This is a genomic window from Psychrobacter nivimaris, assembly GCF_043419765.1.
In the GTDB taxonomy this organism is placed as follows: domain Bacteria; phylum Pseudomonadota; class Gammaproteobacteria; order Pseudomonadales; family Moraxellaceae; genus Psychrobacter.
In genome coordinates, this window is sequence record NZ_JBHOFX010000006.1 from 64,873 (window position 1) to 84,573 (window position 19,701).

Genomic DNA, 19,701 nt, shown 5'->3' on the forward strand with positions numbered 1-19,701 from the left:
TAATTAAGTTCAATCTGAGTTTTTATAAGCTTTTGACAAGTTTTCATTTTATATAGATGTTGGGTCTTAACCTTAAATTTTCTAAACCAATTACAACCAAAAAAGCCACTACTTCTACATAATACCCTAATTTGAATAGAATATTTAAAATAGTCTAATTATTAATAACAGTAGCCTTTAGAAAGCTCCCACTGTGTACCGTCTTGGTCATAACCTTCGTTACCAGAGTAACCAAGGTATCGATTATCAAGTTTAATGACCGTTGTACCATCATTACTCCAAAACATGACCGCATATTTTGAAAAGCTATCATAACAAGAATAGCAACTAGTCTTACTGCTAAGCTCACTGCCATCGATCAAAGTGGTACTTACTTTATAAGATTTTGACCATTTACCAAAAGCTTGCCTATATTTGGCACATAATTCTTCTACCTCAGCGGCATTTGCTAAAGGAGTAAAACCTATAATAGAAAGAGTAATTAAGGGAGTTATTAAGTATTTCATAAATATTCCATAAAATAAAAAGTATAAATTATTTTTAACCTTCTGATTTTTAAACAATATCTTATAAATATTTATTTAAACGCCTATCTACCATACTACTATTATAATACAAACAAGAAATAATATAGATAAAAAGTACGATATTTTTCAATAACGCCCTATAACTGCACTGACATAACTGACATAACTGACATAACTGACATAACTGACATAACTGACATAACTGACAAAACTGACAAAACCTATATAAGCTCAGTTAATCTTGAGTTGATAGAGTAACGCTCTGTTGGTCTACCTCCTTGACCTGTGCTTGGTATCACCTGCCAGCTTAACCAGTCATTTTCGATTAATATTTCCAGTGCATTGAAGCCTTCTATAGCAAGAATAAATCTAACGCCGCTATGAGTAGCATTTGCATGTTAGCGGTTGAGCGTTAGCAGAAGCGTTATAAGCTGGCACGTGAGCAAGCACAATATACTAAAACGATTCTAGAGCGCCCCAAAGCTATGGGCGATGTGGTAATGATCACCAATGCTGAGAGTAACTATTCTGAAGGGTTGTCTGTTGTGCTCGGAAAGCCTGAACCTTGACCGCCATTGTTCATATAAATTTTCATAGTTGTTACTCCATTGAAGGTTTAGTTGATTTCATATAGCCAGTTGCCTACTGCCTATAACCAATATCTTAATGGTTAACAAAATTTGAATCTCCCCCAAAAACGCGAATTTTGGAAAAAATATCTAATTAACTAAAAAAAATCTCAAGAATGAAAGAGATAACCCGATTACCAATTCTTGCTTCCTCTTGATTCCTTTTTTCTTCTCTGATTCCGCTGTACCCATTATGAGTTAAGCAATTGCCGTGATTTTGATATTTCAAAAAAGTCGTTTTTTGCTTCCTAACTTTCTTGATTCCATGGTTTTGCTTCCTAATTTGTGGTGTCAAAGATAGTAAATGATGACGGTTAGGAGGGGTAATCCAAGTTTGGATTAGGGTCTGATTCTCAATAAGTTTGTATGCTGATAAATATACTGCTCTCAAGAGAAAAGGCAGACGATAAACGCCCACCTTTAATTATTTTGTCTGCATCTACTTTTTTGCTTGGGACACTTGGGACAACGGGACAACGCCCGTACTTATTGGCTTTCAGCTGTCCCAGCCCTTTTTTAGCCTTTGGGACACTTGGGACAAATTAACAAATTGAGCCATTCTGTCCCAGCTGTCCCAGTGGTGTTTTAATGCTTGGGACAGGGTCTAGCCCTTGCGGTGTATAGCTTGTCCCAGCTGTCCCAGTGCTTTTTGTAGTTTCACAACTTAATATCTCACCTTTGACCGCATAAACACGCTGGCGGTTCTTTTTGAATGGTAAAGGCACTCTACACGTTTTACGGTCACTTTCAGTCACATTCAATAATCCAGCGTCATCTAATACTTGTAAGACTTTGCTTTTATTAAATGGTGAACAGACTTCATCAAAGGTACTGGTAGAGAAATAATATTCCCCTGTGTCGTAATTGTGATAGCCAGCACGATTATTGATTTTAGGTTCAAAGTCTTGGTACGTGTGAATATGACAAGGTTGAAAACGACTTGATCCGTGCTGTTCAATAAATGCCTTGATATGATCTATGATTTGGCGCTGCTCATGTTCACCATCACGCCCATAGTTATCAAGCCAATTATCTAAGCATGTCATTACGGCTATCGTTGCTTGTCCTGCTTGCCAGCCTGTTATACCTGCCTGTGTTGCTAGCTCTCCAGCTGCGCTTACGATAGCGAACCGTTTAGCCACTCTATGCGCTTGTGCTGTCAGGTCGCTGTACTGGCTCATAAAGTCACTGACAAGCTGCCCAGCGTTGGCGGTGGTCGCTGCTTTGTCACTGGTGATATGTTCTAGCCATGCAATGCCAGCTGATCCATAGTAAGCGTGTGACAGCTCTTTGATCCTGTCGGCTTGTGCTTCGCTTGTGTCTGCCAGTACCAAACTATCAAACGTTTTTAAGCCTTTGCCAGCATCAGCATCTATATGCGCCACTCGAACCTCAATACCTGCATTGGTTTTTTGTCCTGCTTGTGCCATGAAGTTTTGTAGCGACTCCTCACCATTAGACAAAAAGATAATGCGCCATGTTTTGGCTATACGATTGTGTCCCGTGGTGGTGCTTCGTCCTTTACCTTGACCATTAGCCAGCATATAAACGGTTTTACCTACTATTTTGGGATCACATTCGCTGATCTCATCAAGTGGCAGAAAACTGTCATTGTGCTCGCTTGCTGTGCCTTCTAGGGCATTGTCAGTGCTACGCCATGTCTTAACGTACCTGTCAGGATTGCCCCATACACTAGCAGCCAGTTTAAGCGATAGGGACTTGCCCATGCTCGATGATCCTAAAAGGTGAAAACCGCCCCCGTCATACTCTAATAATTCCAGTAGTTGCCCAGCGAACGCGCAAGCAATCGAGAACACAAAACGGCTTTGATCGGCAAGTGGTTTGCATAACTCATCACGCCACTGTGCTAACTCTCCTTGCTGGGTTAGGGTGCTGTTAATGCTATTTGCAGACTGATAGACAATAAGCTGCTTACCATCGCTGCCTATGGCTCTATCAGGTAATATATATTGCTTATCGTGCCAGCCTAACTTATCCACGCATAACGCCCGTTTGTGAATAGGGTAGTTTTGAATATAGGTGTCTAAGTAATTGCGCTGTTTGGGGTTGGTGGTGATGTTCAAGCCTTGACTAGCCAGCTCTTTGCGATACTCCCTTGCATCGCCTTGCAGTAGTGCTAAAGGCATTGACCACGTATGTAACACACCATCATCATCACGCCACTGTAATAACCGCCCCCATGTACCGCTGCCTGTGTCCCGTGTCTTAGCGATAACCTCTATCGGTGAACAAACAAACGCCTTAAACTTAAAGGTTATGTTTGCTGGGTCGTCATCGTTATACTTCACGAAAAACAACCCATCGTGGTAGAGCTCAAAACGCCCATCACTGTAGATCATTGGTTCATTCAGCTGGGGATCATCGCGCCATTCAGGATAATAGGCAGTGTCTTGTAAGTTGATAAGCTGGTTGTCACTGTCTGCCAGTATCGCTTCATAGCTCTCATCTTGTAGCATAGTGACGATATGAGCCACTGTAACCAATGCTTGAGCCTTTACACCTGCCAATAGGTTGATTAAGCCCTTATCATCGAGTGTCATAGGTACAGTAACCTGTGATCCGCTGCTCCAGTGCTGCACCATCTTTTTAAGGCATTGTTTTGTTTGTTGAGGACTAATGATGATCGTTTTATCGCTGCCTATCAGGTAGCTGTAAACATCAATACCATCATCTAGATCATTAAACGCTATTATCTCATTGGCTTTGTTTGGCTCACCAATGACGATAGCGCCATACCCTGTAGAATCAATGACAATGGGCTTTGCTTTGCTGTTTGGTGTGTAGAATACCGCGCCTACTATATCGCCTTGTTTATCGGTCAATGCTAAGCCTATAGTGTTGGCTGTTGGTTCGGTTTTGCCAATTTGTTCACCATAATATATAGTGGTGTCACCTGTAACGAATAGCAGCCGTTCAGGTTCTAGCATGTCATTAAGTTTGATTAAAAACAGATCGTTTGCCAGCTGTTGCTCTGTAGCTGGCTTGCAATCCTGTAAGAGAGTATGAGCGCCCATGTTGTCCGCATGGGCTTTTTCTTTACTATTAGTTTGTTTCGAAGTAGTCATAATTTATACCTCACTACTTTTAGTAGTATTATGACTTTCTAACCACTGATTGATATCAGACAAACGCCACAAGCTGGCACGTCCGATTTTTATGGGTGCTAGAAATTTGCCTTCATTGATTAAATGGTAAATGTGCTTAGCACTAAAACCAGTAATACCGCGTTTAGCGGATTTAGCGGTGACGGTGCGCTGTTGGCCTGACTTTGCGGTATAGGTCTTAGCGGTTCTCGCTGGCTGGTTGGCAAGGTCTGCCATTCTTAGATATTGATCGATTAAGGTCATGATAATTCACTCCGTAGCAGTTGAAGGAATGGGCGGTAATGCCCTGCTATGAAGTGAATGATAGAGAAAGGTACTATATAAAAAAATTCCTCAACCTAGCTTAATCTATATAAACTACAAGTTGAGGTATATTCGATTTATGATTGTGGCCTTCCTGACTCACTAGCGTACTGAGGTATCGAGCTAATCCAGCTCTTTAAAGAACTTTTCCTTTCAGGAAGCATCTTACTATGTTCAGTATCAATCAAGTAATTCCATATAAGCTCGCACATCTCACCAATTCGAATTTTTTTATCATGGTCTTTTGACCATAAGTATTGCGCATGAGCATCAGCAACTAGTTTTGCTTTTAATAGTTTTGGGCTAACGCCTCTCCTTTTAAATTCCGTTTCAGATTTTTCTATAGGCTTTTGGTATTTAATAATATAGTTTTCTAGTTTTTCTAAATCTCTGTGTAAGATTAGAATTTCATCACGTTTCACTTCTAGGTTTAATACAATCGTATCTTTGTTATTATAAAAATGATTAGAACCTTCATAACCTTCAATTTGGTAATCGTCGAAATGATAATGTTCTAATACGTTCAAGTTTATTCTTTTTAATGCTTTTTTAATTCCGAATTCATCAATATGTTCTTTCGGTAGAATTGGTGAGTAACAGCTTCGACTTACTTTAATTTGACTAAAGTCATAGTATTCATCATTATAATTTCTAGGTATATTCCGAGGTCTGAGAAATTTTTCTACATTACTAGGGTCAGCGTTAAGTTTATCGTGTGATAACAATCCTTCGATATCTCCCCATTTATCATTAATTTCAGCACGGTTTAAAAATAGAAGTTGACCTTTTACTCTCTTACTTATCCTAATAAATAAACCAAGTGCTTCACAATGAACTGAAGGAAAGAAGTCACAGTAAATTAGATAAGAGTCTATGTGATTAGCATAAACCTCGAAGTCTTCATTTCCTTCATTTAAACTATCGAGTATATCTGAGTCGTCTAAATAATGAGTTCCTAATAAAAAGAAACCTTTCCCATATATATAGGCATCTAAATCAAACTCGTAAATTTTTTTGAGTAACTTTTTGGGTGTAACGCTATCAGTTTTATACTTTCTATTTAAGTATTCACTAGCCTCTTGCAAGCTATAATATTCTGCAGTATCAAAACTCAAAGCTATATCATTGTTACCCATACTTGCACCCTTACACCCCTAAAGAAAAAGGAGCAAGGCGTTGACAGCTAAGGGTGCGGTTGCTGTCGTTCGGGTAATTAGTCCTAGCCTTGCAATCGGTTATGACAGCGATTGACGCTATCAATATCGGCTTGCCAGCCCAATGCTGACGATAAGTGGTAATGCGATGTTGCTAAATGTGGTTATTAAAGCTGCTCGGCAAGTGTGGCTAGTACTTCTTGCGATACGCCTTGTGCATGTAAGCTCTTTATCAGTATGTCCTTGTCATGCAATGCTATATCAGTCGTTTGCTCATTACGGCTTTCCATTTCTTTAGTGAGTTCATCAGGAGTCAATAAATCAAAGCTGACCGCCTTGCCCGCGCGTAAGTCATCAAGATAGTTCGCCCAGCGGTGCATCATCATTTGGCGCTCGGCTAAATGCTCTGATAAGTCATAGCGTCGTCTGACACTTGATTGCTCTAAATGGGCGAGCTGTATCTCAATCAAACTTTCAGGAAATTGCAGCTCATAAAGCCCTGTGCTAGCAAGCTGTCTAAAGCCATGACCTGTCATTTTAGGGTAGGGTTCACCTGTATAGCCCATGCGCTGTAGCGCTTGATTAAACCATGCTTCACTATAGGTTTTGTTTGATTCAAAGTTGTAGAACACATAGCCTGTATGCTCTGTCAAGGGACGCATACGCTCAATGATAGCCATTGCTTGCGGTGACAGAGGGATAATATGATCTTGTCGCATTTTCATCTTAGCGGCTGGAATACGCCATACGCTTTTATGATAATCAATCTCTGACCATTCAAAGTGCCTTAGCTCTTTGGTACGCACAAAGCACAGCGTCATCAGCTGTAAACCCGCTACGGTCTGCTCATGAGCGTTTGGGTGGTTATTAATGTACTGATCAATATTGCGGAGTAGGTCGGGGAATTGGTGCTGCTCTACCGCTTTCATACGTTCGGCTTTATGCGGTCTAAGAGCCTTATTACGTCCAATAGCAATATTGGTAATGTCATAGCCTAAAGTATTAATAGCATACTCAAAGATGGCACTAATCAACCCCATACACTTATGCGCGGTCTCTGAGGTGTGTTTGCCTTGCTGCTCAAAGGTGGCTTGAATGGCAAGCCCTGTTTTAATAATATCTTGCGCGGTGATGGTACCAATAGGGTAGTCGCCTAGATGTTTTAAGATATGGTTGTCCAAGAACCCTTGCAGTTTTTGCACGTTCTTTGCAGTGGTCTTAGATTTTTCATCAAGATAGCTTTTAGCAATGACTTTAAATAAGTCCTTTTGCTCAAAGTTGTTTTTCTCAACGTTTTTGTGTTCGGTGGGGTCGATACCGTCAGCCAATAATGCCTTCGCCTTATTACGTTCGTTACGTGCTTGCTTTAGCGATACTTGCGGCTTGAATGATGAATCGATAACTTGCTTTGATGATTTATAGATACCAATTTGGTAGGTTTTTTGTTTAGGCTTAATATCTTTATCAGATTGATATCGGTATGACATCTGCCAAAATAGTGAGCCGTTAGGATGTTGTATTAGAAATAAACTATTACCGTCACTGTGACGGGTGACTTTGTCAGGCACTGACTGCTTAGCTATGGACTTCACACCGTTGTCAGTTAGTAGATAGTCTTTTCTCATATTCAGGGAACCCGTAAAAAATGCTTAATTTTTTAACAACAAATTTAACAACATTCTATAGGTGCTACTAGGTAATAACAAGTAATAGTAAAAGACTTAGTATATTGCTATTAAAGGGTTATAGAGGTTTTAGGTAATGCTAGGAGGTGGCAAAATACGATGATTGGTGCGCTCGGCGGGAATCGAACCCACGACCCTCGGCTTCGGAGACCGATACTCTATCCAACTGAGCTACGAGCGCATATGATAACGATATGTCTGACTGTCACGCTTAGATGCGCATGATAATTAGCATAAGGTGTCTAGAAATAAAGACCGCTTAGTCTAACAAATAAAAAGCATAAAGCCAATAAATGACAGTCGCGATTGAGGTTTTTTAAGAAAAAACAGCTAAGTCATTAAACAAGCATGGCAATTTACCTGCCTTTTCCCTTATAATGTTGGGGAGAATTCATATTTATAATCACCGATTGCAAGTGCGCTGGCACGCGGGATGGCTGTCTGCTATTGAAGGCTTAGAGGTCGTCAAAGGAGGACAGACAGAATGTCCGAGCCGTGCTAGTCCTTGTATACGTAATAAGAGAACGTGACGAATGAGAAAAGTAGTTATGTTATCGGCAGCTGCCATTCTAGGAATCGCTAGTATCGCGGTGAGCCAAGCTGAAGATGTTGTAGACACTCCTGTAACTGCGTCAGATGTAGCAGAAGGCCAAGAGGTCGTAGAAGCTGCTCCTGAAACGCTAGGTGACGATACCCAAGCTGCTGCAGATACGACAGATGGTGCTGCGTCCACTGACGAAGCCGCTCCAGCAGAAGGCGAAGAAACTGCCGCTGCAGCGCCTGCCGCTGATGAAGAGCCAATTCCACAAGATACGCCGCAAGTACAGAAGCTAATTGCTTTGTATCCTAATCTGATTGCGCGTATCCAGCCTGTTGCCAATATCTGTTTTGAAGATGGTGAAGCTTGTGATGTAACGGCACGCTCATCTGGCCCAGCTGCTGGCGACGGTCCTCGTGACGGTAAAGCGGTATATAATGCTGTATGTCATACTTGTCATACAGCAGGCTTGCTAGGCTCTCCTATCTTCGGTGATGCTGGCGCTTGGGGCCCACGTATTGCAAAAGGTAAAGATACGCTATATACCCATGCTATCAATGGTTTCAATGCGATGCCTGCTAAAGGTGGCGCGGATATTCCTGATGAAGAAGTTCAAAATGCTGTAGATTATATGGTCGCAGAAGCAAGCTAATCTTTATTGATTACCTTCCAAGCTTTTACGATAGTTATCTATAAAGCGCCTATTTCAGTGATGAGATAGGCGCTTTTTCATGATGAGTATTATTAATATGGTACTTCGAATATAAGGCAGTTGAAATTCGCTATGAGTAGCCTCATTTTATGAGATTAGTTCGTTTATTACCGTACATTGTCACCTTTAGATAGTAGAGTGTGTTGAACATTCTTATATGGCTTCTGCCTATATGATAATGATAGTCGAATGTTCAACACGGCCTATTATTCTAAAATCGCATTTTATATAAATTGATAACAAATAAAGAGGTCTTCATGTCTGATGCACCAGCACTCTCCATAAAAAACTTATCCAAAACCTACGACAATGGGTTTTCGGCATTAAAGGGGGTTGATTTAACGGTACCACAAGGTGGATTCTTTGCGTTACTCGGGCCAAACGGCGCAGGTAAATCTACCATGATTGGCATTATTAGCTCATTGTTTAAGCCAACCACCGGTAGCGTTCATATTTTCGGCACAGATCTGCTAGAGAACCCTTCGATTGCCAAGCAATACCTTGGTGTTGTACCGCAAGAATTTAACTTTAATATGTTCGAAAAAGTCGAAGATATCCTGATTACGCAAGCGGGTTATTTTGGTATTCCGGCAAAAGAAGCCAAACCACGAGCAAAGAGACTGTTAACCGCGCTAGGATTATGGGATAAACGCGACAGTAAATCTCGTGAGCTATCTGGTGGTATGAAACGCCGTTTGATGATTGCCCGTGCATTAATTCATAAACCAAAGCTATTGATTCTTGATGAGCCAACGGCGGGTGTCGATATCGAGCTTCGCCGCTCGATGTGGGAATTTATGCAGCAGATTAATATCGAAGAAAATACTACTATTATTCTGACGACTCATTATCTCGAAGAAGCTGAGCAATTGTGTAAGCGTATTGCGATCTTGGATCACGGCGAGATTCGTATTAATACAGAAATGAAAGAACTACTGGCGCAGTTGTCGGTAGAGACGTTTGTATTTGATTTGGATACGCCGCTCACTGAGCAGTTGGCTCTGACAGGAGTTACAGGGGTCTCGCAACCAGATGAGCAAACGCTAGAAGTTACCTTGACAGAAGGTGAGTCACTAAACGGTGTCTTTGATCAGTTGTCTGATAAGGGTATCAGTGTGGCGAGTATGCGCAATAAAGCCAACCGACTAGAAGAGTTATTTATGCGCTTGGTAGACAAAAACATTCAGAGTGCAGATAGCATGAAGGAGGCGGGATTATGAGTCAGGAACTAATCGATCATAATAAAACAATGTCATTGAGTAAGAAGTGGATTGCGTTTCGTACTATTTGGTTCAAAGAAGTACGCCGTATTTTACGTATTTGGCCGCAGACGTTGCTACCGCCAGTTATCACGATGAGCCTGTATTTTGTTATCTTTGGTAAGATGATTGGCTCGCGCGTGGGTGAGATGGGCGGCGTGCCATACATGCAGTTTATCGTGCCTGGTTTGATCATGATGTCGATCATTACCAACAGTTACTCTAACGTGGTCTCAAGCTTTTTTAGTGCCAAGTTCACGTCTAGTATCGAAGAGCTTCTAGTATCGCCAGTATCCAAGCATGCTATTTTGATGGGTTATATCAGTGGTGGTATCTTCCGTGGATTGGCTATCGGTGTGATTGTCTCGATAGTGGCGCTATTCTTTACCGATCTTGGTATTGAGCATTTATTTGTGACTGTATTTACGGTACTTGGCACGTCTATCTTGTTTTCATTAGGCGGCTTTATCAATGCGGTATTTGCACGCTCATTTGATGATATCTCTATCATTCCAAGCTTTGTATTGACGCCATTGACCTATCTTGGTGGTGTGTTTTACTCGATGGAGAATTTATCGCCATTTTGGCAAAATATCTCGCTACTGAACCCTATCGTTTATATGGTCAACTCATTCCGTTACGGTATTCTTGGCTACTCTGATGTCAATGTTTGGTATTCGATGGCGGCTATTTTTGTGTTCTGTGCGATATTTTATACCATCGCTTATCGCTTGCTAAGTAATGGTTCGCGTGTGCGTTTGTAGTGTGTAGTGTGTAGTGTGTAGTGTGTATTATTCGCTAAGCATATTATTTAAAGCAAATTTTAAACGGTTTAATATTAGGAAGACAGATGAGTATTCACGGTATCTTGGGTGAGCAAACCATAGACTATCCAACTGAGTATAGCCCAGAGACGCTATATCCGATTGCGCGCAGCATGGGACGTGATGCGATTGGTTGGCATGACGACAAGTTAGCCGTCGGTATCGATTGGTGGCAGGCCTTTGAGATATCTTGGTTAAATCCGCAAGGTATCTCGCAAGTGGCGATTGCACGCTTTAGTATTCCTGCTAGCTCACCATTTATCGTGGAGTCAAAATCGCTTAAGCTATATTTGAATAGTATTAATTTTACCGAGTTTGCCAGTTGGAACGACGTACAAGTATTGATTGCGAAAGACTTGTCAGATTGTTTGCAAACAGATGTACAGGTAGCGTTATTTGGTTTAAACGATGACATAAATGGTAACGAAACAGCGTTATTGATTGCTCAGCCTGAGGGTGTTTGTATTGATGAGGCACTAGCAGGCAATACGGACAAAGTTGCTTTAACTGAACATCCTGACGCGTCATTGCTGAGTATTAACGAAGTAGAGGCGAGCGATGAAAGTGTGGCAAATGAGGGTACGCAACCATATACCTTTTATTCCAATCTACTGCGTAGCAATTGCCCAGTGACCAATCAACCAGATTGGGGTACGTTGGCCGTTTCGATTACGACTGATAAGCCTTTTAATAATGCAAGTATGCTGCGCTATATATTGAGCTTCCGTCAGCACAATGGCTTCCATGAGCAGTGTGTTGAGCAAATATTTGCTGATTTAAGCCAATACTATCAGCCAAGTGAGCTAATGGTACGGGCGTGGTATACGCGCCGCGGTGGTATCGATATCAATCCTTGCCGTGTTAGTGATATCAGTCTATTGCCTACGCCAAGCCGTTTAATTCGCCAGTAAGTTCTCGCTAAAAATACAGTGTTAATAAAAATACAATGTTAAATAGTTTTTAAGCCCATAAAAAAGCGCCTATCTCATTATGTGAGATAGGCGCTTTCTGTTATATAGTCTTTAATTACAAAACTATTTACCGCTTACTTTTGCCATGACTTCTTCACGGCTCAGCATTTGCTTTTCGGCTTCACGGCGATTGACGTACTCATACTTGTCTTCAGCCAAGTTGCGATCAGACACGACGATACGATGCGGTATACCAATCAACTCAAGATCAGCAAACTTAACGCCTGGGCGCTCGTTACGATCGTCCAGTAGCACATTGATGCCTTGAGCTTTCAACTCTTCATACAGGGCGGTTGCCGTCTGCATGACCGTCTCTTCTTTAGACTTCATCGGGATGATGGCGACTTCAAAAGGAGCGATTGAATCATCAACCGTTGGTGTTTTTGGCCACATGATGCCGTTTTCATCATTGTTCTGCTCAATAGCAGCGGCAATGATACGGCTAACGCCAATACCATAACAGCCCATCATCAAGGTAACAGGTTTGCCATTTTCACCAGAAACCGTACAGTTCATTGCTTGTGAGTATTTATCACCCAACTGGAAGATATGACCGACTTCGATGCCGCGCTTGATTTTTAGGCTGCCTTTACCATCAGGAGACGGGTCGCCTTCCTGTACATTGCGCACATCAACGATGCGAGTAATGCGAGTATCACGTGCCCAGTTCATACCGATAGTATGTTTGTTCACTTCATTGGCACCGCAAACAAAATCTGACAACGCAGCTGCTGAACGATCAACGAATACAGGCATATCTAAATTAACACCGATATAACCTTTATGTAGGCCTGCCGCTTTTAGCTCTTCGTCAGACGCTAATGTCAATGGTACGTTGGCTTCTTCGATTTTCTCAGCTTTAATAGTGTTGAGCTGGTGGTCGCCGCGCAACACGATAGCAATCAGTTGTGGCTCATCATTCTCGGTATGACCATGAACGATCAAGGTTTTAACCGTAGTTTCTAACGGGATGTCCAAGTGTTCAGCAACCATTTTGCAGCTGGTCATGCCTTCGGTTAGAACGTCTTCACGCTCCATTTTCGGTGGTTGACGCTCAGCGGTGCTGACAGACTCTGCTAGCTCTACGTTGGCTGCATAGTCAGATGAGTCCGAAAACGCAATATCGTCTTCGCCGCTATCTGCCAATACATGGAACTCATGTGAAGCAAAGCCACCGATAGAGCCTGTATCTGCTTGTACGGCACGGAAATCTAAGCCCAAGCGGGTAAAGATGCGTGTATAAGCGTCATACATGTCATGGTAAGTCTTGGCCAATGAGGCTTGATCCACATGGAAAGAGTAAGCATCTTTCATGGTGAATTCACGTGCGCGCATCACACCGAAGCGTGGACGAATCTCATCACGGAATTTACCTTGAATCTGAAAGAACGTAATCGGTAGTTGTTTATAACTACGTAGCTCGCCTTGTGCTAGATTGGTGATGACTTCTTCGTGCGTTGGACCAAGCACAAAGTCGCGATCATGACGGTCTTTGAAGCGTAATAGCTCAGGACCATAATCATCAAAACGTCCGGTCGTTTGCCAAAGCTCAGCAGGCTGAGTCATCGGCATTAGCACTTCTTGTGCGCCGACGTTTTGCATCTCTTCACGAACAATGCGTTCGACCTTTTGCAAGACGCGCAGACCCATAGGCAACCAAATATACAATCCAGAAGCAATCTTGCGGATAAGACCAGCACGCACCATCAATTGGCTTGAGGCGATGTCGGCGTCACTTGGGGTTTCTTTTAGTGTGGCAAATAAAAATTGACTGGCTTTCATAAATAAAGCGTAACCTTATCAACGATAAAAAAATAAGAAATAGTAGGATGTTGAGCGTATGGCTAATCGTTTCATTGCCGCCGCAAGCTTACCTTTATCACTTAGCAATAATCTAGGGTATTTCCTAGTTACCAACCTGCTTATATACAAAGCACATCAGTAAAAACCACTCTCATAAAAGAGAGGCAAATTTGATTTGATGTATCAATATGCCAAAAATGCAATATATTCAGGTCAAAACCCTGATAAATGCTTTAAGACTGACATTTTATTCATACAATCTGACTATGTTAGGTAAAGTTCGCCTAAGACGCAATGACTTTTTGTCTTTTCAGACCGAACGTGACGCAAAGGGTTCAATAAGGGATAAATAATTGAGCTATTCATATGATTTTATAGCGAAAGCACTGATTACTTGAGAGACAGTTTATTAACATGATTGCGTAGAGGTTTATGCATAAAGTTATGTAGAGGAATGGTAGCCATTACTTGAAGTTACTGCACAATAGTCGCATTTATAGACTAAGCATCTGTTCCGTTTTTACAACGCTTTTAGCCTTACCAAACGATGCAACATTATAAAGGTAGCTTCTATGGATAATCCTGATATGAATAACGCTAAAGCCACTCAAAAGCCTGAGAAACGTCCTATTGCGACAATGTCGTGGGTGATATTACTCATTGGCTTAATAGCGATTGTCTTTGCTATTTATAGCGCGCAAAACAAACCAGAAGAAGCGCCGATAGAAACTATTACTCGCGAAGGGGTGGTTACGCAAATTCAGCAGTTAAATCGCTTACATACCGTCGCATTCAGTGTCGATACAGTGATTACGAGCGAGCGACCCGGGAGCTGGATGAAACTATGGCAGGATGAGCAAAAAGCATTGTTTATCGCTCATGGTCGCGTAGAGGCAGGCGTTGATCTGAGTGCTTTGACACCTGAGATGGTACAAGTGGTGCAACCTGCTCAAGCTAATGAGGATGAAGAGCAAGTAGTTGACACCAACTCATCAGTTGCCACTATGCCGCAAATCAATATTACTTTGCCGCCTACAGAGATATTTTCAGTATATCTGGATGATATTGAGATTTACGACTGGCAGACAGGGGCTTTTGGCATGATGCAAGTCGATCCTAAGATATTGGCACAAGCACAGACCATGGCAAAAAAAGAAGTGCTTGAGCGTGCCTGTCGAGGTGATGTTATGAATATGGCACTGCAAAATGCGCAAACACAATTGCAGCAGCTATTTGCACTCACAGGAGCGGTAGTGACGGTTACCACTCAGGGTGCAGGTGCATGTCAATTGCCAGTCACTACCAATGGCTAAGCTGATATCTACTCTTTTTTAAACTCAGCAATAGCTAGCTTGCGTACTGATTTATGCTCGACCATCGGTGCAGGGTAGTCAACATCGGCAAACTTGCCACCTTTTGCCAATTCTTTACGCATCTTGTCTTCGTTGTGCAAGATACTGTTAGGAATATCTTTTAACTCCGGTAGCCAAGTTTTAATAAACAGAGCTTTAGAATCGTGCGTATTGGCTTGGCTAAAAGGGTTCATAATACGGAAGTAGGGCGCTGAGTCAGTACCTGTCGATGCGCTCCATTGCCAGCCGCCGTTATTGGACGCAAAATCCCCATCTATCAGCTGCTGCATAAAGTAGCGCTCACCCAAGCGCCAATCAATCAGTAAGTCCTTTGTCAAAAACATCGCTGTTACCATACGTAAGCGATTATGCATAAACCCTGTCGCATTTAGGCAACGCATTGCTGCATCTACGAGCGGTACGCCTGTCTTACCAGTGCACCATGTCATAAAATCATCATTGTCATATGACCAATTAACCTTAGTGTCAGTATCTTCTTTATAAGCCTTATGACGGATCATGTTTGGTTTTTCTACTAGCACATGACGATAAAAGTCTCGCCACGCAAGCTCACTTATCCAGCGATTGATGTCTTCATTATCACTGTCATTACCGTGTAGCTTCTCTTGTGCTTTGCTCGCCTGTAAATAGCAGAATCTAGGACTGATAGAGCCTATAGTGAGGTAAGCCGATAGCTGACTGGTTGCATGCAAATGAGGGACATCACGGCTTACATCATAATTATTAATATCATCATCGACGAATGCTTCTAGACGCTGGCAAGCGGCAGACTCACTTGCAGGATAAGCGTCTCTTGCTTGGTCAAGCTGAGCTGTCATATCGATATGCTGCAAGGAGTCGTTCTTTTCCAATGTCTGCTGATAGTCACTCAGCATTTTTTCATTTAGTGCTTTGATATCGTCGATTGTATTGGCAAACGTTTGCGATGATGGTAGTTTGATTTTATAATCGCTATCCACTGCGGATGCTTCATGCATTTGGATGGTGCTGACGTCCAACGTATGTCGCCATTTTTTATAAAATGGGGTGAAGACCTTATACATGCTATCGCTATCATTGGTCGTGATGCTTTGCGGTGGCAAAATGCACTGGTCATGCCAGCGGACGAACTCGATATCGTTTTTTGCAAATTGTTTGCTTAACTGCTCATCACGATCAATCTCATTGCCTTCGTACTCGTGATTGGCCATGACGCAGCTGATTTCATTGTTATTGCATAAAGTCGTGAGCGCTTCTATACAGTCAGCAAAGCTTGGGCAGAGCTGTACTGTTAAAGTGATATTCAGTTGCGATTGCAAATCCTTTGCTAGAATAGGTAGCGTGCGGGCAATATGATCGACTTGTACAAGGGATGTATCGTGCGCTTGCCACTGCTCAGGGGTTAAAAAGAATACTGCAGATACTGAAGCGTTGTCTTCTTTTGCACGTTCGCAAAGCGCTGCTAAAGCAGTATTGTCATGGATACGCAGGTCACGGCGAAACCACATCAAGTAATGCGGTGGATTTTTGCTAGTAGCATTGTCGTCAGTATCAGTAGCGGCTGTCTGTGCAGTCTTAGACATCAAAGTATCCCTATATTAATCAATCGCAATCATAAACAAAACTAAGGATAAAAGTATGCTAGGATAAGTTTTTGGATGCAATGGCTTTGCCGTTTGGTTAACAAAACCTCATCACATCTAACGATTTATCTTTAGCTTGAACCTATCTGATGCCGCTATAATCGGTGTCATATTCAGCACCATGAAACGCAAGGTCACAAAATGCACGTTAAGTTTTGCGGGTTTACTCAGCTTAGTGATATACAGACTGCGGCACAGCTAGGTGCAGATGCAGTGGGTTTGGTGTTTTATCCACCAAGTCCACGTGCGGTCACAATAGCGCAGGCGCAAACTCTGAGCGCTGCCGTACCTGCTTTTGTCAGCGTGGTGGCACTGGTAGTCAATATGCCCAAAGATGAGCTGATTAACTTAGCAAGCAACGTCTCTTTTGATATTATCCAGTTCCATGGTGATGAAACGCCTGAGCAATGCCAACAGCTGGCAGGTATGGTCAATAAACGTTGGATCAAAGCATTGCGTATCAATACAGAGCAAGACACCCTCGATAGCGTTCGCGCCCAAATTAATCAATTTGCGACCGCAGGTGCCAGTAGTATTTTACTGGATGCTTATCATCAGCATAAGTATGGCGGTACAGGCGCACGTTTTGACTGGAGTCTCATTCCACATGACAGCGCACTACCAATCGTTTTGGCCGGTGGACTCGATGCCGATAATGTTGCCGCGACATTAGATTTGCCTATCTATGGCGTCGATGTGAGTGGTGGCATTGAGGTTGATAAAGGTAAAAAAGACGCTGCCAAGATGCGTGCCTTTATGAAAGCGGTTAAGCGCGATCGATGGCAAAACGCTACGGTCACTGGCGCCATCTAAGTAGGTTTGTATCTAGCTATTTGCGATACATAATCTGCTTAGTTGATCGTTATTCCGATTTTCTGCTTAAATCTTATTAGATTATTATCCCTTTTATTATTTTCTCTCTAGTTATCTAAAATTATTTAAAAAATACCACTTATTACAGTAGGAATTATCATGAGTCATGTCGAGAACAAAGATTTATCTGCTACCGCACAGTCTGTAAACACTTTTACCAATCCTGAAAACGTACAGGACTTCAACCAGTATCCTGATGCGCGCGGTCATTTCGGTGTACATGGGGGGCGTTTTGTCTCTGAGACGCTAATGGCTGCTCTAGAAGAGCTAGAAACGCTTTATACCAAAGTCAAAGCAGACCCAGCATTCTGGGAAGAGTATCATAACGATTTGGTCAATTATGTCGGTCGTCCAACGCCGCTGTATCATGCTAAGCGTTTGAGTGATGAGATTGGCGGTGCGCAAATTTACTTCAAACGTGAAGATCTAAACCATACAGGCGCGCATAAAGTAAATAACACCATTGGTCAGGCACTGCTTGCCAAAATGTGTGGCAAAAAACGTATCATTGCTGAAACGGGCGCAGGACAGCATGGCGTAGCGACGGCAACGATTGCGGCACGCTTAGGGCTAGAATGTATCGTCTATATGGGTGCTGACGATGTCGAGCGTCAAAAGATGAACGTCTATCGTATGCGCTTACTTGGCGCGACAGTTGTGCCAGTCACTTCTGGCTCACGTACGCTCAAAGACGCAATGAACGAAGCCATGCGTGACTGGGTGACCAATGTCGATAGCACCTATTACATTATCGGTACTGTGGCAGGCCCGCATCCTTATCCGTTATTGGTTCGTGATTTCCAAGCGATTATCGGTAAAGAAGCACGCATTCAGCATCTAGAAAAAACAGGTAAAATGCCTGATGCATTGGTTGCTTGTGTCGGTGGTGGCTCAAACGCGATTGGTTTGTTCTTTGACTTCCTAAATGATACTGAAGTTAAGATGTATGGCGTCGAAGCCACTGGCGATGGTATCGAGTCAGGTCGTCATTCAGCACCATTGGCTGCTGGCCGTATCGGTGTGCTACATGGCAACCGTACTTACCTCATGGCAGATGATGATGGCCAGATTCAAGAGACGCATTCTATCTCAGCGGGTCTTGATTATCCTGGTGTCGGTCCGGAGCATAGCTTCCTAAAAGACATGAAGCGTGTTGAGTATGTTGGTTGTACGGATAAAGAGGCGCTAGAAGGCTTCCATGAAGCAACGCGCAAAGAAGGTATTATCCCTGCGCTTGAAACCGCCCATGCTGTCGCGTATGCATTGAAACTGGCTAAAACCATGACGCCTGATCAGACGATTATCGTTAATATGTCAGGTCGCGGTGACAAGGATCTGCATTCAGTGATGAAAGCAGAAGGGATTGAGTTGTAGTAAGAATAGAGTAGTTTAGATGGTTGTATAAGAAAGTTTAGCAGCGTATTAACTCGATTAGGTATCATAAATCTCAATACGCTAATTGATAATTACTTCACTCTATAGAGTAGAGTAGTTATCAATATTGCTAACTATTTTTTAATTATCGATAGTATACCTTCATGAACTTGAACCGCTTAATACCGAGTAAGCCTAGCCAGTTGGGCAAGTATCCAGACCAAGCAGTGCTAACAGCGCCAGTCACAATAAGTATGGGTGTGCCTACTGAAAGTGTCAGTTTTTGGCAGAGCTATATTCTCTACTTAATGATGTTTGTAATAATACAAGTTACTATTATTTTATTTTTTATGAGTTGGTGGGCTAGTTTTGAGACAATGAGTCTATATGAATCAATACAAGAGGTTAAGGTCGTATGGGCAATGTGTTGTTTAGGTTTGTTTTTACTATCTTACTGGATATATAGGATCACTAAGAATTCTGCTGTGCCAAATCCATGGATTGCTAGAAAATGGACTTGGAAGCATATCCCCATACTTATAATCAATAAAGATAATATCCAATTGACGTCTCAGTTTTATATAGCTAATAAAAATTTTCAGCACGATAAAGTCATAAATTATGATGACGTTGAAGCATTTTATCTTAACCAAATTCGAGGAAGCACTGTTGGTTTTTGGATAGATTACACAGAAATATATAGTAGAAAGATGAAAAACCGAGGGAACAGGGTGCAAGGTCTAATATTTAATAAAAATATTCCACTGTGCGCGAGGTACAATGTTTTAAACGGTCTATACTACATAGAGCAGCGTGAAATTCTAAATATTATGAATACTTTTCATAAGCAAAGAACTGAGGATATTAAATATTTGTCGCAAGACAACCACGATAATTTAATGGATATTGGCTGGTAAGAATACACTTAT

15 protein-coding genes and 1 tRNA gene are annotated in these 19,701 nt (G+C 42.1%); 8 read left to right on the top strand and 8 right to left on the bottom strand.

Features of this window, described 5'->3' with window-relative positions; translation table 11 throughout:
* Positions 1 to 161: 161 nt before the first annotated feature.
* The 6 genes from ACHEVO_RS12405 to ACHEVO_RS12430 all read right to left on the bottom strand — a co-directional run bounded on the left by ACHEVO_RS12405 (position 162) and on the right by ACHEVO_RS12430 (position 7,604).
* The gene (locus ACHEVO_RS12405; protein WP_394125137.1) at positions 162 to 506 is read right to left on the bottom strand and encodes a hypothetical protein; all 345 of its coding nucleotides are present in this window, start codon (positions 504 to 506) and stop codon (positions 162 to 164) included.
* A 1,192-nt stretch (positions 507 to 1,698) separates the two neighbouring features.
* On the bottom strand, positions 1,699 to 4,242 hold the full coding sequence (locus ACHEVO_RS12410) for a DUF927 domain-containing protein (RefSeq protein WP_394125138.1): 2,544 nt from the start codon (positions 4,240 to 4,242) through the stop codon (positions 1,699 to 1,701).
* A 3-nt stretch (positions 4,243 to 4,245) separates the two neighbouring features.
* Positions 4,246 to 4,524, bottom strand: a complete 279-nt coding sequence (locus tag ACHEVO_RS12415; protein WP_394125139.1) for a helix-turn-helix transcriptional regulator — start codon at positions 4,522 to 4,524, stop codon at positions 4,246 to 4,248.
* Positions 4,525 to 4,661: 137 nt separating this feature from the next.
* Entirely contained in the window at positions 4,662 to 5,720 is a 1,059-nt protein-coding gene (locus ACHEVO_RS12420; protein WP_394125140.1) for a hypothetical protein, read from the bottom strand.
* Between the two features lie 185 nt (positions 5,721 to 5,905).
* Entirely contained in the window at positions 5,906 to 7,363 is a 1,458-nt protein-coding gene (locus ACHEVO_RS12425; RefSeq protein WP_394125141.1) for a tyrosine-type recombinase/integrase, read from the bottom strand.
* Between the two features lie 164 nt (positions 7,364 to 7,527).
* Positions 7,528 to 7,604 (bottom strand) — tRNA-Arg (locus ACHEVO_RS12430).
* Between the two features lie 352 nt (positions 7,605 to 7,956).
* On the opposite strand from ACHEVO_RS12430, the gene ACHEVO_RS12435 reads away from it, so the two are divergent.
* The 4 genes from ACHEVO_RS12435 to queF all read left to right on the top strand — a co-directional run bounded on the left by ACHEVO_RS12435 (position 7,957) and on the right by queF (position 11,667).
* Complete coding sequence (locus ACHEVO_RS12435; protein WP_057758606.1) at positions 7,957 to 8,613, top strand: c-type cytochrome; 657 nt, start codon at positions 7,957 to 7,959, stop codon at positions 8,611 to 8,613.
* Positions 8,614 to 8,930: 317 nt separating this feature from the next.
* On the top strand, positions 8,931 to 9,893 hold the full coding sequence (locus ACHEVO_RS12440) for an ABC transporter ATP-binding protein (RefSeq protein ID WP_101204942.1): 963 nt from the start codon (positions 8,931 to 8,933) through the stop codon (positions 9,891 to 9,893).
* 29 nt (positions 9,894 to 9,922) lie between these two features.
* A complete protein-coding gene (locus ACHEVO_RS12445; RefSeq protein ID WP_057762348.1) occupies positions 9,923 to 10,696 on the top strand; it encodes an ABC transporter permease in 774 nt (257 codons plus the stop codon).
* 86 nt (positions 10,697 to 10,782) lie between these two features.
* Positions 10,783 to 11,667, top strand: coding sequence for an NADPH-dependent 7-cyano-7-deazaguanine reductase QueF (queF, locus tag ACHEVO_RS12450; protein WP_394125142.1), 885 nt, complete (start codon positions 10,783 to 10,785; stop codon positions 11,665 to 11,667).
* Positions 11,668 to 11,790: 123 nt separating this feature from the next.
* Here queF and ACHEVO_RS12455 read toward each other — a convergent pair whose 3' ends face one another.
* Positions 11,791 to 13,509, bottom strand: a complete 1,719-nt coding sequence (locus ACHEVO_RS12455; RefSeq protein WP_394125143.1) for a proline--tRNA ligase — start codon at positions 13,507 to 13,509, stop codon at positions 11,791 to 11,793.
* Positions 13,510 to 14,102: 593 nt separating this feature from the next.
* On the opposite strand from ACHEVO_RS12455, the gene ACHEVO_RS12460 reads away from it, so the two are divergent.
* Positions 14,103 to 14,843 (top strand): DUF4230 domain-containing protein, encoded by a 741-nt coding sequence (locus ACHEVO_RS12460; protein WP_394125144.1) that lies wholly within the window; start codon positions 14,103 to 14,105, stop codon positions 14,841 to 14,843.
* Positions 14,844 to 14,851: 8 nt separating this feature from the next.
* Here the strand turns inward: ACHEVO_RS12460 and ACHEVO_RS12465 are convergent, their stop codons facing one another.
* Positions 14,852 to 16,465, bottom strand: a complete 1,614-nt coding sequence (locus ACHEVO_RS12465) for a cryptochrome/photolyase family protein (protein WP_394125145.1) — start codon at positions 16,463 to 16,465, stop codon at positions 14,852 to 14,854.
* 171 nt (positions 16,466 to 16,636) lie between these two features.
* Here ACHEVO_RS12465 and ACHEVO_RS12470 point away from each other — a divergent pair, with 171 nt between their 5' ends.
* The 3 genes from ACHEVO_RS12470 (at position 16,637) to ACHEVO_RS12480 (ending at position 19,689) form a co-directional block, all read left to right on the top strand.
* A complete protein-coding gene (locus ACHEVO_RS12470) occupies positions 16,637 to 17,338 on the top strand; it encodes a phosphoribosylanthranilate isomerase (RefSeq protein ID WP_394125180.1) in 702 nt (233 codons plus the stop codon).
* A 159-nt stretch (positions 17,339 to 17,497) separates the two neighbouring features.
* Entirely contained in the window at positions 17,498 to 18,772 is a 1,275-nt protein-coding gene (trpB, locus tag ACHEVO_RS12475) for a tryptophan synthase subunit beta (RefSeq protein ID WP_057758619.1), read from the top strand.
* A 164-nt stretch (positions 18,773 to 18,936) separates the two neighbouring features.
* Positions 18,937 to 19,689, top strand: coding sequence for a hypothetical protein (locus ACHEVO_RS12480; protein ID WP_394125146.1), 753 nt, complete (start codon positions 18,937 to 18,939; stop codon positions 19,687 to 19,689).
* Positions 19,690 to 19,701: the final 12 nt, after the last annotated feature.